Source organism: Nitrososphaera sp., assembly GCA_039938515.1.
GTDB lineage: Archaea > Thermoproteota > Nitrososphaeria > Nitrososphaerales > Nitrososphaeraceae > Nitrososphaera.
Map to the genome: position 1 here is coordinate 21,743 of JBDUUL010000019.1, position 14,676 is coordinate 36,418.

General features: G+C 54.6%; 14 protein-coding genes. 9 read left to right on the top strand and 5 right to left on the bottom strand.

The genetic code is table 11. The annotated features are described in order from the left end of the window. Positions 1-2,004, bottom strand: a complete 2,004-nt coding sequence (locus ABI361_11015; protein ID MEO9321194.1) for a hypothetical protein — start codon at positions 2,002-2,004, stop codon at positions 1-3. 321 nt (positions 2,005-2,325) lie between these two features. Continuing rightward, positions 2,326-2,448, bottom strand: coding sequence for a hypothetical protein (locus tag ABI361_11020; protein MEO9321195.1), 123 nt, complete (start codon positions 2,446-2,448; stop codon positions 2,326-2,328). Positions 2,449-2,766: 318 nt separating this feature from the next. On the opposite strand from ABI361_11020, the gene ABI361_11025 reads away from it, so the two are divergent. From ABI361_11025 to ABI361_11045, 5 genes are all read left to right on the top strand, one after another. Then, positions 2,767-4,878, top strand: a complete 2,112-nt coding sequence (locus ABI361_11025) for a HAMP domain-containing sensor histidine kinase (protein MEO9321196.1) — start codon at positions 2,767-2,769, stop codon at positions 4,876-4,878. Between the two features lie 55 nt (positions 4,879-4,933). Next, positions 4,934-5,503, top strand: coding sequence for a hypothetical protein (locus ABI361_11030; GenBank protein MEO9321197.1), 570 nt, complete (start codon positions 4,934-4,936; stop codon positions 5,501-5,503). A 71-nt stretch (positions 5,504-5,574) separates the two neighbouring features. Next, complete coding sequence (locus tag ABI361_11035; GenBank protein ID MEO9321198.1) at positions 5,575-5,949, top strand: hypothetical protein; 375 nt, start codon at positions 5,575-5,577, stop codon at positions 5,947-5,949. A gap of 80 nt (positions 5,950-6,029) precedes the next feature. Beyond that, complete coding sequence (locus ABI361_11040) at positions 6,030-8,486, top strand: hypothetical protein (protein MEO9321199.1); 2,457 nt, start codon at positions 6,030-6,032, stop codon at positions 8,484-8,486. 246 nt (positions 8,487-8,732) lie between these two features. After that, positions 8,733-9,554 carry a PPK2 family polyphosphate kinase gene (locus ABI361_11045; protein ID MEO9321200.1) on the top strand — a complete coding sequence of 274 codons (822 nt, stop codon included), beginning with the start codon at positions 8,733-8,735 and terminating at the stop codon, positions 9,552-9,554. Between the two features lie 69 nt (positions 9,555-9,623). Here the strand turns inward: ABI361_11045 and ABI361_11050 are convergent, their stop codons facing one another. Further along, positions 9,624-10,031, bottom strand: coding sequence for a PPOX class F420-dependent oxidoreductase (locus ABI361_11050; GenBank protein ID MEO9321201.1), 408 nt, complete (start codon positions 10,029-10,031; stop codon positions 9,624-9,626). Between the two features lie 108 nt (positions 10,032-10,139). Here ABI361_11050 and ABI361_11055 point away from each other — a divergent pair, with 108 nt between their 5' ends. From ABI361_11055 to ABI361_11065, 3 genes are all read left to right on the top strand, one after another. Continuing rightward, the gene (locus tag ABI361_11055; protein ID MEO9321202.1) at positions 10,140-10,967 is read left to right on the top strand and encodes a methyltransferase domain-containing protein; all 828 of its coding nucleotides are present in this window, start codon (positions 10,140-10,142) and stop codon (positions 10,965-10,967) included. Between the two features lie 149 nt (positions 10,968-11,116). Next, complete coding sequence (locus ABI361_11060; GenBank protein MEO9321203.1) at positions 11,117-12,721, top strand: MFS transporter; 1,605 nt, start codon at positions 11,117-11,119, stop codon at positions 12,719-12,721. 40 nt (positions 12,722-12,761) lie between these two features. Then, on the top strand, positions 12,762-13,343 hold the full coding sequence (locus ABI361_11065) for an O-acetyl-ADP-ribose deacetylase (GenBank protein MEO9321204.1): 582 nt from the start codon (positions 12,762-12,764) through the stop codon (positions 13,341-13,343). Here ABI361_11065 and ABI361_11070 read toward each other — a convergent pair. Further along, positions 13,329-13,868, bottom strand: coding sequence for a hypothetical protein (locus ABI361_11070; protein ID MEO9321205.1), 540 nt, complete (start codon positions 13,866-13,868; stop codon positions 13,329-13,331). The two genes, ABI361_11065 and ABI361_11070, sit on opposite strands and share 15 nt — an antisense overlap. Before the next feature lie 118 nt (positions 13,869-13,986). Between ABI361_11070 and ABI361_11075 the strand changes: the two genes are divergently transcribed. Next, positions 13,987-14,301, top strand: a complete 315-nt coding sequence (locus tag ABI361_11075) for a hypothetical protein (GenBank protein ID MEO9321206.1) — start codon at positions 13,987-13,989, stop codon at positions 14,299-14,301. On the opposite strand, the gene ABI361_11080 is transcribed toward ABI361_11075, so the two are convergent. After that, a complete protein-coding gene (locus ABI361_11080) occupies positions 14,298-14,660 on the bottom strand; it encodes a hypothetical protein (GenBank protein ID MEO9321207.1) in 363 nt (120 codons plus the stop codon). The genes ABI361_11075 and ABI361_11080 overlap by 4 nt on opposite strands. Positions 14,661-14,676: the final 16 nt, after the last annotated feature.

Here is a 14,676-nt window from a genome sequence, read left to right on the forward strand (position 1 = left end):
TCAATTTCGCACAGCGAGCTGCGAAATGGAGACGCCGCTTAGGCTCGAAGGCACTTGGAGGTTGTCGACCACAAACACCCTCAGCTCATAGTTGCCTCCAGCTGAGGGGACCCATGCGCCGGTTGAATTGATTGCAAAGGTTTGTTCGTTCTTTGCAGGGTCGGCAGCGCCGTAGTCAAGATATTCCGTGACGCCGGTTTCAAGCGATCTTACTTCAAAGATAGCGAATATTTTGCCAGTTCCGGACGTGCGGATCGAAGTGGCGTTTATCGCAAAGTGAACCTTGTCGCCGGCTGCAGGTGTGACAGTGGAAGCAGGCATTTTTCCCTCGATAGACCCGAAGGGTTTTGAGATTTCCACCGAGCGCGAGGTCAGGTTATCCGCTGTCACGACCAAGCTGATAACATAATCCTGCAGATGCGGCTTGGAGGTGCTGGTCGGATATGGTGAGACGTTTTGCAGGGTCACCGTAAGGCCATCAAGCGCGCCTGTAACTGAAGCGCCCGACCCGGCTGGCGCGGTCAAATTCAGTTGCGCCATTGGCTGGTCGCTGTCCGCTGCTTTGGCGTTTAGCAACACCGAAACACGTCCTGCCCAGATGCATCGAACGTCAGATGGACAGCGCGAGTCCTCGGTGACATTTGCAAAATGTAGCGCAAGGTTAGCATCCTTCACAGTCACCGACTGGTTATAGGCGAGAAGAAAAGGCTCGCCGAGTGTGGCATTTGCCGGCAAGATGTTGACCGTCAGAGACTGCGTCACGTCGGAGGGAGAACCGGCACCGCCCCCGGTCTGGTACTCAAAGTGGACCGTGGCATTATCCGATCCTGACTGGTTTGCCTCGAGGTACTGGCCAACCAGGCCGGGGATTTTTACGCTATCTGTCTGGCCGGGCTGGAGCTGCCTGAGCACTGGCATGATGTTGCACGGCCTACCCTGATAGCTTGCCAAGCCTTTGGCAAAGGAAACTGAAAAGGACGGGCTGCAGGAAGGGCTGTATTGAATCGTCTGGGTCGAGTTGTTTACGACTGTTGCGTTAATCCAGAAGGGGACGCCCGCTCGGATTACCGGTGGAATAATCCTTGCCTTCAGTGTGACAGGGTTCCCGGTTTGCTGTCCGTTTGATTGAGGCGGGCTTACGATGCTCACCACCCCACCAGAGTTCTGCAACACCACGTTCTGGCTCGAGCTTGCCTGCGGATTTGGAGTCACCGCGTTATAAGGCGGAGTTGCGGCGGGAACCGAAGTATATACGTCAAAGCCGTGCACCGTAAACTGGGCCACGCTTGGAAATTCCACGCCACTAAGCGTGGCGCCGAATGGGGGATTTTGCATGTTTTCGGTACCGCTTGAAACTTGAATTACGAGGTCAAACATGGCGGTGTTCTGTCCTTCCTCGATAAACATGGCGCCGGTATAGTTCATTGTCCCGCCAGTAACTGAAAGTACGGATGCATTGGCTGGAAACCGATCTATTGCGGTAGGGTCAATGTTTGCATTCTGGTCCGAGATTGTAAGGACAATCCTGTTGCCATCTCCTGCGGTAGTCCTGTCGACGCTTGCGACTGCGATTGACTTGGAAAACTGGATTATCTGTGACTGGCCGCCATAACTCACTGATACGGAATCCCCGTCGCGCATGTAATTGCCCGAGCCCAGTGCAAGCGAGAAATCTCGCGGTCCGAGCTGCGGGCTCGAGTTAATCCTACCAACCTCGTAATCATTTGGGAAGGTTGGGTTTGCCGGAACGAGTGCGTTTGAAGTGGTGAGGTAGAGCTCGAAAGTGCCGGAAGAGCCCTCGCTCGCAATCAGGGTGTCGGCGCTGGCAAGGACTGTAGAACCGCGTCTGGCTTCGATATGCGGCGTGATTGTCGAGCCGGCGGTGTTCTTGAGCGGGTCGGAAATAACGACCCGGACAAGTCCTGGCCCGTACCAGTGATCCGCGCTCGGGGTAATGGTTGTGGAAAGCGCTGAAGAGAGATTTGGAGGTGATACAGCCAGCATTAAAGTCGCTACAAGGCAAAGCGTCCCGGCCAAAATCCGGCGCAGTGGCAGGGTTCTTGAAAAATTTTGAAGCATTAACGGCAGCAATTATGGGCCCTGCAGGTTATAACCCATCCGGAGCTGCCACTCTTGACTTGAAATTCCCGTAGCCTTCCTCTGGCCCGAGGGTTCCTAGTGATCATGTCTCCTTTGCGCGGTCTGCAGCACTCATTAGTCATTTTGTGCATACCAAAGCGTTGGCGGCCAAACGGAAAACCACGCTTGTAGACATGTCGGGAAAGAACAGACTCCCGGCGTGGAGGGCTGAAGAAAACGCCAATACTAGTGTATCAGATTGCCCAGCTCGGCCAAGGCTATCGCAACAGCGGCGAGAAGAGCCCCAGAGCCAAGAATCTTGAATATGCGTCTGCTTCGAGGCGCGTCAAGGACGCTTGATGTCTGCATCACAGGAGCAGTTCAACAGGCATTCAATAGCTTAGTGGTGAAAGTGATTTCACAAATAGCTAACAATTTACCGGCACATTCTACTTGGACTTTGAGTCCACTGCAGGAGCTTGCCCATCAGCGCGGATTCAGCAGCCTGCATGGAGGCATGGGAATTGCACTGCAAATTCATTCTGCCGCTTGCCAGAGAGACAAAACCCGAATACGCATGAACCCCGTCGGCAGCCGCCGAATAGAGATTCGCACACAAGAAAGTACAAAGTTCTAGAACGCTTCTGCCTCTGATCTTAAATTAGAGTTCTTTTGTAGCAACGGTATTTGACGCTTATCTCGGATAAGGAAATCACCCAGGTCTGGGAGGGCGCGGACATCACGCTTCGTGAAAGCCTGAGGGTCCTGTACGGGCTGAAGAAGAGCCTAGACGTATGCGGTGATGCAATTAGCCCCTCGGTGATGCTTTCTGTGCATCCCGTCAAAGCTGCATACACCGCCATTCATAACCGGGGCATCAGGATACGCTTCATTACCGAGATCACTCGGACCAATCTTTCATTTTGCAAAGAAATGATGCAGATAGCAGAAGTGCGTCACCTTGACGGTATCAAGGGGAATTTCTCAATCGCAGATAGCAGCGACTATGCGGGCATCTCTAATCTTACTGACTCAAGGCCGATAACCCAGCTGATTGTCAGCAATGTCGAAGGCTTTGTTGAACAGCAGCAATATTTCTTTGAAACGTTGTGGGGCAAGGCCATCCCGGCAAAGCAGAGAATTGCGGAGCTGGAGGAGGGACGGACTCGGACAAGCACGAAGGTCGTCGAGGAGCCGGGCAAGATACTATCAGAGACCAAACGGATGGTGTTTGAATCAGAAAGCTATGTAGTTTGCTCTGTTCCCGATGGCCTGAAATATGCATACTATTACGCAAGGGATGTTTTCACCGAAGTCCTTGAGCGCCACAAAGCCGGCAGGCATGGAGGCATCAGGTGGCTTACCACAATAGACGGCAAGGACGCCGAGGTGCTCGAGCTTGCAAAAAAATTTGCATCGCTTGGAATGGAGGTCCGGCACACCGATGTCCTGCCGCCCATGAGCTTTGGTGTTTCCGACAGGGAGACAGGCGTGACTATAGAAAAACTGGAAGGAGGCGAGCTGAATTCCAGTGCGATATTCAGTGACGACCCGCTGTATCTAAAGTACTATTCCTCAATGATTGACGAGCTCTGGCGTACGGCAATGCCCCTTGAAAAGAGAATACAAGAGATCGAGTCCGGCGTGGAGCACGCCAGGGTCAGGATAATCTCTGATGCCAGAGAATCGCTTGCGATTGCCAGAAGCACCGTGTCCGGTGCAAAGAATGAAGTGCTCGTGATGTTTGCCTCCGCCGCCGCGTTCATCAGGCAGATGAGGATGGGCAGCTTGCGGCAGCTTTCAGAGGCGCTGACAAACGGGGCATCAGCCAGGATTATTGTTCCCGACCACCTAGGAGTCGTAGAGTCTGTCAAGATAGCAAGCGATGCATGCCCCCGCGCTGACTTTAGGATTGTAGACAGCAGGCTCGAATCGGACATGACGATCGTGCTGGTTGATGGAACAAAATGCATCGTATTTGAGCTTGGCGACGACAGCCTTGCCGACTCGCTCCAGGCAGTGGGGTTTGCCATCTACATGAACAGCCGCAAGCTGGCTTCGTCGTACAGGGCGATCTTTGAAAGCTTTTGGAAGCAGACTGAATTGTACGAAAGGATCCAAAGGCATGACGCGATGCAGCGAGAATTTATCAATGTCGCCGCTCACGAGCTCAAGACGCCAATGCAGCCGATTGTAGGTATTGCTGAACTTGTCGCAGAGAGGTCTCCAGGTCAGGAGGTGCTTGAAATTTCGAGGACTGAGATGGAAATAATTCTGCGAAACGCAAGGAGGCTGGAACGGCTGTCATCCGCTATTCTCGACACGGCGAAGATAGAGTCGGGGACGCTCGCGATACACAGGTCGCGGTTTGAGCTTGACAGTATAATTAGGCCTGCAGTCGAGGAAGCCAGGCAGAGGCTCAGTGGCAGGCAAGTAACCGTCATTTACCTCCCCGCTCGAATGGAAATCGAGGCAGACAGGGACAAAATCGCGCAGGTCGTGCAAAACCTCTTTGACAATGCCATAAAATCGACTGCTACCGGAACCATCGCAATAGCGATCACGCAGAGCGATGACAGGGCGATATTTGCGATAAAGGATACGGGCCGCGGGATCCCGGCCGAGATACTCACCAGGTTATTTACCAAGTTTGCCACAAGGTCGGAAAGGGGAACGGGTCTTGGGCTGTTTATCTCAAAGAGTATCATAGAGGCCCACGGCGGAACTATTTCCGGACAGAACAACGCCGACGGCCCCGGCGCTACCTTCACTTTCAGCATACCAATGAAGGGCGACTAGCCGCCTTGGCTCGGCACCATACCGTCATAAATCCCACCGTGCAGCCATTAACTGTATGAAAGGATATCAAAAATTTCTGATAATAGGCACCATCCTGCTGGTAGCAGGGATTGCTATAGCGGGAGCCTCAATCTTTGGCGTTGCAAAAGAAGTGCTGCGAAACTCTGTTCCGGTTGACAGCACTCTTGACGCGGGAAAATCCCAGGTGTTTATCCTGCCAAACCTTCCCGCCGGACAGCAGGTCCTGATGTCTCTTTCGGGCGGGGGCATTAACAAGCCCTTTGAGGCCAGCGTTACTGGGCCGAACGGAAACAAGGTTGCCTCATTTAACGTAACGTCAACCCCTTTTGTAGGGCAGGCGACAACGAAGGAAGAAGGCAACTACACTGTGACGCTGGCTAACGCCGGTCCGGGCCAGGTACTTGTACAGGGGCAGGTTACCGTTCTGTCCACGGGCATCCAGGGCGGCTCGGCGCAGGGCGCAAAACTGCAATCCGTCGTCGCATACGGCGCTGGCGTTGCAGGAGGCTTTGCCATTGTAATCGCGGGCATTACGATGCTCGTAATCGGATTGATCAAGTATTTCAGGGACAGGAATCCGAGCCACCAAGGATATGGCAGATAGCAACTTCCCCAGATTTATCGGGAAAGCAGATCCCCAGCGGGGATTAAATACGCGTCTTGCGGATAAGAATCGTGTCCGAGAAAACGGAGCAGATGGTCCCGATGTTCTCCATCGTCTCAAACGACTTTGAGAAAGACCTTGGAGTGATCAGGGGACTTTTTGCCGGCTTGGAGAGAATGAGTCATAGCGACAACGCATACAGGCTAAGCGAAAGGGCTGAATTTGCGGCCGGCTGGTGGTTCTATGACGTCTATATGACAGAAGAATTTGCAAAGCAGCTGTTCGCTTTGATAGTCCCAGGCGCGATGCGCAACCCAAAACGCGCGACAGCTGAACTTGTCGAGGCGCTTCAGGGACAGCTAAAAAAGTACGGTACTGACGCCAAGATAAAGCTGCACGGCAGTCACCCGTTTGCCGCGCGCTGGTTTGCATGGCTCATGAGCTAGCGGCCAGCTGATCTTCAGAGGATTCGCCGGCCTGATATGAAATCTTAATCCGCAATGTCTGCGTCTTTGACTGTCGGCAATTGAGCTCAGCCTTTGGCATCTTCCTCCTAGTAGTACTCTTCTTTACATCCCTTTCAGCGATCCTATTGGAACTTGCGCTTACACGCATATTTTCCATAGTTCTCTGGTACGACTACGCATTCATGGCAATATCTATCGCCTTTTTTGGCCTGGGGGTTGGTTCTCTCGTCTCGCACCTGCAGGGGCAGAGCGCAAGATGGAAGGACAGGTACGGGACCAGGGAGGGCATCAGCGGGAGGATTGTGTACTTTGCCGTGGGGTATGCCGTATCAGTTCCCCTTTTTATTTTTGCGTTATCCAGGATTCCACCAAGCACGGCCGATATTTACCTGTTCTACATCGTCTCTTCAGTACCTTTTTTCTTTGCGGGAATGGTGATGGCACTAGTATTTCACGCGATGCCCAGGAAGATCAACAAGCTGTATTTCGCGGATCTTGTAGGCGCTGCAGCGGCGACTCTGCTGCTCGACCCGCTCATGCAGGTGGCAGGGGCCGAGCAGGTCATCATGATAACGGCGCCGCTTGTCGCTGGCTCGGCCATCTTGGCTGCGGCATTTGCGCGAAGATTTGCTCCCGCGGAATTGGTGTCCATCTCGCCGCGGCTCCAGGCACTCGGCATTGCGGTTCTGGCATTTACGATACTTGCGCCGGCCCTTGAGAAGGCATCCGGCGCCGGTTTTCTTGACGTAAACCCGGGTCCAAACAAGGGCCTGTACTATCAGCTGGTAAATCCGTCGCGCTTCCAGCATCTTTCGGAGCAGTGGAATTCTTTCTCAAGGATTGACGTCACACGCAAGACGCCCCTATTGTCAAATGCGACCTCGGGAATCGAGTCGCAGAGGGAGCTGGCATCCATAATCATAGATGCCGACGCGGGCACTCCGATTTTCGCCTGGAACGGCAGCAGGTCAGACCTTTCCTGGCTTCGTTCCTATGCGGACTATTTGCCCTACAGGCTCGTAGCTGCAAATTCCTCGCTTGTCATAGGGGGCGGGGGCGGAGAGGACATCCAGATGGCCCTTGCGGGAGGTTCAAGGAACGTGACGGTGGTGGAGCTGAACCCGCTGATAGTCTCGGCCGTCAATAGGTTTGGAAGCCAGGGTCCAGGCGACGTATATCACAGAAACGACGTGCATCTTTACATAGACGACGGCAGGCACTTTGTCGGCGCAAGCACTGAGGCATATGACGTAATAACTATCAAGCTGGTCGATTCGTGGGCCGCGCAGCTTGCAGGCGGCTATGCACTCTCCGAGAACTACCTATACACGACGGAGGCTTTTCAAAAGTACCTTGGCCACTTGACCCAGCACGGCATGCTTGCCATGGTAAGATGGAACTTTGAGCTGCCCAGGCTGATGCCTCTGGTTGTTGATGCGGTCATGAAGAGCACAGGCGAGAGCCGCGAGGAGGCAGCAAAGAACATTGTCGTAATTGAGGACAGGCCGGGTCTCTATTTCGGCAGGAGCTCTGACAGTCAGACATACTACCCCATGCTTGTCATGGTAAAGCCCACGCCCTTCACCCCTGCTCAGCTTGATACTGCAGCAGGAGCAGCTGCTCAGGGAAGGGCGGACGTGGCCATGCTTGGTGGCAGGTACGTCAGCCAGCATTACGCGCCGCTGTTCGACTCTCGGACATATCAGGGGTATCTTGCAGCCCTTGAAAACCCAAACATACCGTCTGACGACTCGCCGTTTTATTTTGCCAAGCAGCCCGTGCCCGTGCAGATGATTACGCTGCTTGCCACTGTTATTGCGTTAGCGGCTGCCCTTTTTGCAGTCCTTGCAATGTGGACCAGGCGCAGAAACGCAGCTTCAAGGCTGCCCTTTGCAAAGACTGTGCCCTTGCTCTTTTTTGCAGGCCTTATCGGCCTCGGCTTCATGGCCCTTGAAGTGACTTTTATCCAGAAATTTCTTCTTCTCCTGGGGACCCCCATACTGGCGCTTACCGTCATATTGTTCTCCATACTGCTTTTTGGCGGCATAGGTGCATACCTGAGCGGGCGGCTTTTCGGCGGCAGGCCTTTTAAGGCTGCCCTTGTCACCCTGCCGCTGCTCGCAGGAGTCGTGCTGTTTGACGTCGTGTTTTTGCAGCAGATTATAGACTCGGCCGTCGCCGGCGACATGACCTACAGGATTGCGCTCACCGTGGGCCTGCTTATGCCTGCAGGGCTGCTGATGGGATTTCAGTTCCCTTCCCTTGTCGGCATGGCTGCCGCCGCGAAAAGCAGGTACGGCGACATTACCACGCTTCTCTGGGGAGTAAACGTCGTAGCATCCATCATTGGCACCGTGCTTGCAGCGACTCTGGCAATGGTCATCGGCTTTAGCGGCACCCTCCTGTTTGGTCTGGCAATGTACGCGGCCGCTGCCGCCTCTGCACTCGCCGCACACCATTCGTGGAACCGGCTGCGCGTTACAGTGCCCGGCAGCAGGCAGTCCGAGAGCGCTTAGCAGCTTTTTCGCTAAGAAAGCACCAGAGGGTTCAATAGCTTGCAACCGCAACCGGCTTGAGGTTTGCACCAGGCATTGAAAGAGACTATTGACAGGACATACAGATGCCTGAGGTGTGGCGCAACTTTTCTTTTCAGAGAGGATGTGGAGCGCCACAGGCAGGCGAGCTGCCGCGGCGGCTTTTCGGAACGCACGCTGCGAAGGCATTAGGCGATACTCTCAAGTAGCACATGCTGTTCACGACCAGTGTTGGGAAATGAGGGCATCAGCATTGCAGACTTTCTGATAGAGCACGGACAGAAGGTGCGCCTTGACAAGACTGACCCCGACGGGACGAAAGCGATAAAAAAGCAGGCGGTGCTTGCGGAAACCGAAAAGCTGGTCGAGAAGCTTTCAGGCCTTCAGGAGCTTCTCTATGCAGGACAGGAGCAAAAGGTGCTAATAGTCCTGCAGGCGATGGACACCGGCGGCAAGGACGGAACCATAAAGCATGTCTTTCAGGGCGTCAATCCGCAGGGCGTGAAGGTCGTGAACTTTAGGCAGCCGAGCCAGACAGAGCTGCAGCACGACTACCTCTGGAGGGTGCATCAGAATGTGCCGGCAAGCGGAGAGATTGTAATTTTTAACCGAAGCCACTATGAAAGTGTCACTGTCGTCAGGGTGCACAGACAGATATCCGACGAGGAGGCGAGCCGCCGCTTCAAGCAGATAAACAAGTTTGAGCGGTACCTGACCGAAGAGGGCATGACAATCTTGAAGTTCTACCTGCACATCGATTCCGCGGAGCAGAAAAAACGCCTAATCCAGCGGCTAAACGATCCTACAAAGCAGTGGAAGTTCAACATCAACGACCTCACCGAGCGGAAGCTGTGGACGAAGTACATGGAAGCGTACGAGCAGGCGATAGAAAACACCTCGACGGATTATGCGCCATGGTACATTGTTCCCGCGAACCACAACTTTCTCCGGAATTATATCGTGTCCAAGGTGATTGTCAAGAGCCTTGAAAAGCTCGGCCTTCGGTACCCGAAATTAAAACAGGACGTCAACCCCGCCGATATCCAGTAATCGGGCCTGCGGCCGTGGATCCGAAAGAAGCTTCAAAGGGGTCCGGCCTGCGGATAGATAAAACCCGGGTCAGGGACTCATGTACGTTACTGACTCGGGGCTTATCTTGAGCAATACCCGCTTTTCACCGGGCGCTCGAAATGGATACTTGTCCTGGTTCAGGTACTTCTTGGCCATCCGGTCGATGTGTGCGTCAGCGCCGCCTGTGTCCTGCTCGACTATCCTGCCACGCACGGAAACCATGGTGTAGGGATTTGAGCTGTCAGTGACTGAAACCGCAACCTTGGGGTTTCTCGAAACGTTTCTGAGCTTCGTCCTTCCCTGCGCGGTGTTTATCAGGATTCTTCCCTCAGCATAATCCACCCAGACCGGCGTGACCTGTGGCGACCCGTCTTCCATTACTGTTGCAAACGATGCAAAGTTTCGGTCCTTGAACAGCTTCTCGACTTCAGGCGTGATCTCTCTCAGTATCTTCATGGCAAGAGTAGCTGCCTCGTCGCTAAAATAACTTTGCAGTTTGCCCGGGAGGCCGGAGCGGCGCGGGCAACTTGATATAGCGAATGATGCTCTCCATTGCAGAGAGTCGTGGCCGGCAAGGCTGAACAGAAATTGTACTGGTCGCAATCTGCGGCTGCCATGGAGCGATGGCTGCCGGTTTCCAGGCAGGCTTCAGGACGCCTGGTAGAAAGAATGATCTCGCTTTCAAACATCCGGCCTAGAAGCAATGTTCTGGATATTGCCACGGGAATAGGCGACCCGGCAATTGACATCGCACGGAGCAACCCTTCCGCGCGCGTTGTCGGAATCGACATATCGCCGGAGAGGCTCCAGGTCGCCAGAAAAAGGAGTATCGAGGAGGGGCTGGGCAATACCGAGTTTGTGGAAGGCGACTTTGAGGAGATGCAGCTCGATAATCACTTTGACGCCGTGTTCTGCAAGTGGGGATTGATGTTCTTTGCCGACGTTCCAAAGGCGATACGCAAAGTCCATTCCATCCTGAGGCCCGGCGGCACTTTTACGGCCGCCGTCTGGGCAGAGAAAAGTCAGGTCCACAGCACAAAAATGACATCCGACTTGCTCGCACTGCTTGAAATTGCGCCCCCTCCGCAGGTAGTCGACCCTTTCCGGTTTTCAGACCATTCAAAGCTGGCAGGCATGCTGTCGGCCGCCGGCTTTGCCGGAACCTCGGTCGAGGCCGTTTCGGTGGACTATAGGTATGAATCGATAGAACTGTTGCAGGAATTTCTGTACGATGCAAACTATACCTTCAGGGAGGCGCTGAGCCTGGCAAAAGACGGTCCAGGCAAGGCAGAGGTCGAAAAGGCAATCCGCGAGGCGGCAAGACCGTACATGAACCGGCTGGCAGTGGTACTGCCGAACAAGAGCATCCTGCTTCATTGCACAAGGCCATGATCGCCTCCTGGCGCTTTGCAGGATTCCACTAGGACCTGCCTGCGGGGTAAGCAATTAAGTACAAAATTGTGATACTACTAGTGCGGAGAATCTTCAGTGGCTGTGCCCTGCATTTTGGCCCAATGGTTTGCAGCGGGAAGTAGCGGCATATGAGCCGGCCCGACCAGCCGTCCTCGGACCTATCGCCGCTTCGATATTCCATCTTTAGGGCGCTATGGCTTGCGGCAATTGCCTCCAACATTGGCTCGCTGATGGAGGCGGTCGGAGAAAGCTGGCTTATGGCATCTCTGACGTCGTCGGCCCTTTTGATAGCCCTTGCCTATGCCGCTGACAGCATCTCAATAGTGCTGCTCGCACTCCCAGCAGGCGCGCTTGCAGACATCGTAAACAGGCGGAGGCTCCTGATTGCAAGCCAGGCATGGATGCTTGCCGTTGCAGCAGCTCTCGGAGTAATGACTGCGCTTTCGCTGGTTACACCAGGAATGCTCTTGGCGCTGATTGCGCTCTTGGGAATCGGAGAGGCGGTAAGCCTTCCCGCCTTTTCACCGTTCATGCTTGGCAGCCTGCCAAGGTCTGAAACAAGGGGAGCAGTGACTCTCATAGGCGTCGCCATGAACCTTGGACGGGGGGTCGGGCCGGCTATCGGAGGCCTTGTCATAGCACTGTCCGGACCTGCGGCCGTGTTCTTCATAAACGCGGCTTCCTTTATGGGCGTGATAGCGGCGCTGTACTGGTCAAAAGACCAGTACAAGAACCCGACGCAGTCCTCCCTCCCGGCAGAGCGCATTGCAGGCGCGATCAAGGCAGGGGTAAGGTATGTTCGCCATAGCTCCCAGATTCGCGCCGTGCTAGCACGGTCCGCCGCTTTCACGGTCCCCATAAGCATAGTGCCGGCGTTGCTGCCGACTTTTGTCAAGTACGACCTCCGGCTGGGCTCCGAGGCGTACGGCATATTCTATGGGATTTTTGGCCTCGGGGCAATCGTGGGGGGCCTTGTTATAATACCGCGTCTCTCAAAACGCTACTCCCCGGATAGACTTGTGTTTGCAGGCACGCTGATGTTCATGGGAGCGCTCGCGCTTCTCTCGGTTACAAGCAGCCCCGTGCTTATTGCGCTGGCAATGGTTGTCGCAGGGACTGCACAACTTATGTCCTATGCGTCGCTTGGATACTCGCTCTATGGTTCGCTTCCAAACTGGGTGACTGCGAGAGTGGCATCTTTTTACCAGCTGGTCGTGCAGGCAGCGCTGGTAGGCGGGAGCATCGCATGGGGCTCGATTGCTGACGTGGTCGGTGTGAGAATATCCCTGATTGTTGCCGCTGCCTCGTTTGGGGCGGGTCTTGCAATCCGATACCGGTACAGGCTGATGGGCGAAAAGGCGCCGGACCTTTCTCCATCGGTAAGGTGGCCCGCGTCAGAGCTTATATCGTCGGCGGGGTATGACGAAGGCCCGGTAATGGTCCTGATTGAATACGTCATTGACCCGGCGAGGATTGAAGAATTTACCGCCGCGATGGACAGGGTGAGCGTAATTCGCAAGCGCGACGGCGCCTTCTTTTGGGGGCTCTTTCGACACGACTCAAAGCCGAACGTCTTTGTCGAGAGCTTTTTGGTCGACTCGTGGGTCGAGCATCTCCGCCAGCACGAACGCGTAACGGTTGCAGACAGGCAGGTGTTGGACAGGGCAATTTCATTTCACACGGGCGCAACCCCTCCGGCAGTGTCGCACTTTATTGCCGAGTCTTCAGCCTGACGGCTGGCGAGAATAGTAAAATTGGTCGCGTCCGGATGCAATGGTATTGCAGCTTCGTTGGGGCACATCTAGCATAAGCATGCTGAGGGGTGACATCGTGGACCAGGACGCCGACGCGATCGTGAATGCCGCGAACTCGAGTCTTTACGGCGGTGGCGGCGTTGATGGCGCAATTCACGCCAGAGGCGGGCCGCAGATACTCGCAGAGTGCAGGCGCGTCAGGCAGACCCTGTGGCCAAACGGGCTGCCGACAGGGATGGCGGCTGCCACCGGCGGAGGGAACTTGAAGGCCAGAATTGTGATCCACACCGTCGGGCCAGTATGGTCTGGCGGCCTCCTCGATGAGCCCAGGCTGCTGTCTGGCTGCTACCGCAACTGCCTGGCGATTGCAAACCAAAGTTCAGTGAAAAGCATTGCATTTCCCGGGATAAGCATCGGGGCGTACGGATATCCTTTGGAGGCGGCCACAAGAATTGCTTTATCGACTGTCTGGGAGTTTGCCGAAAAGAAAGGGGCCCCAGAAAGGATTGCCTTTGTTCTGTTTGACGAGCGGACGCTTCAGGTCTACCGGCAGACGGCTGCCGAGCTTGATCAAGGCCGCCTGAGCTCAGACAGACTTTAGGCGCTTTGCCATCCGCTGGCGAGCTTCAATTACCCGAAGCTGCTCTTCGAGCAGCGTCCTGTACCCAATGAGCATCCTCTCCTGGTCGGCATAGTCCTGTGTCTGAATGACTGCCATGGTTTGCTCAAACGAAGCAGCAAGGTTTTCCGCATATGGCGAAAGCCTGCTGATGTCCCTTGCGTCCCTTTTAGCGTCAATATTGTCCGGCCGCATCGCATCGCGGTTTTCAATCACCTTGTTTGTAGTCTCTTTCAGTTTTTCCTTTGCAGCCGTTCCGACTGCACTTGCAAGCTCCTTGAGGGACTCGCCGGCCTGGTGTGCCTTTGCCGATACCGTCTCCTCTGCCGGCTGACTCACTTCGCGCTTGTACGTTATCACGTCCGCACTGTCCGCGTCGACTATAATGTCAGAAGGCGAGACGGATTCAGAAGGACTTCTCTTGTGTTCAATAACCACGGTTTCTTCCTCGAGGCTCTCTTCAGGGTAATCGGGGTCTGCCCCGCTGACGCCTTCGCTTCCGCTCATACTGGATATTGACGCTCTCTAATGCTTATTACACCTTCCAAACAATCCTCAATAACCAATCATCATTTAACTGGCGGCTGCTAAAACAGTTAAACCCGATATTTTTCATGCTGTTATCATGAGCTATCCCACCCAGGAGGACGAACTGCGAGCCAAGGAGGCGCAGGCTGACAGCATCGCGCGAACCGAGCAGTCAAACTTTGTTGCCTCATTCCAGCAGATACCGAAAAGAAATGGCGCGAGACTGCAGGAGCTGTCGCAAAAGATAGTTCGCGAGTTCAACGGGACGATGGAGAGTGCAAGGCTCGAGCCATACGAGCGCCAGGAAGACCTGATGGCAGAGCTTAAAAAACTGCTACAGGAAGAGTCAAACGTGGTCCAGGCAAAAAAGGAATTTGCAGCCAAGGTGGCAGGGTCAAAGCACGAGCCTTAAGCCCCGGGCTTTAGCGTTCTGGCCAGGTCCATCCTTGCCTGAACAACCTGCATTTGTTCCCGCAGGAATTTTTGATAGCTGTCGAACAGCGCCGCCTGTTCTTCATAGCCCTCTTTTCCTATTTCCATTATAGCTTCTTCAAACAGCAGCAGAGTCTTGTCGATTCTGCTGCCAAGATGGCCTATTTCGCGGCTGTCCGCGGCAGCTGAAACATCAGAGTACGAGCGAGCTTTTTCGGCCGTATCTCTGGCCGCTTCCTTGGCCTTGGCCGCGACTGCGCGGGCCAGGTCGCCTACGGACTCTGCAGTCTTTTTCGCATTTGCTGACACCTGGTCGTCTGAAGCTGTGTCGTATTCCATCAAAGATAGATCTGCG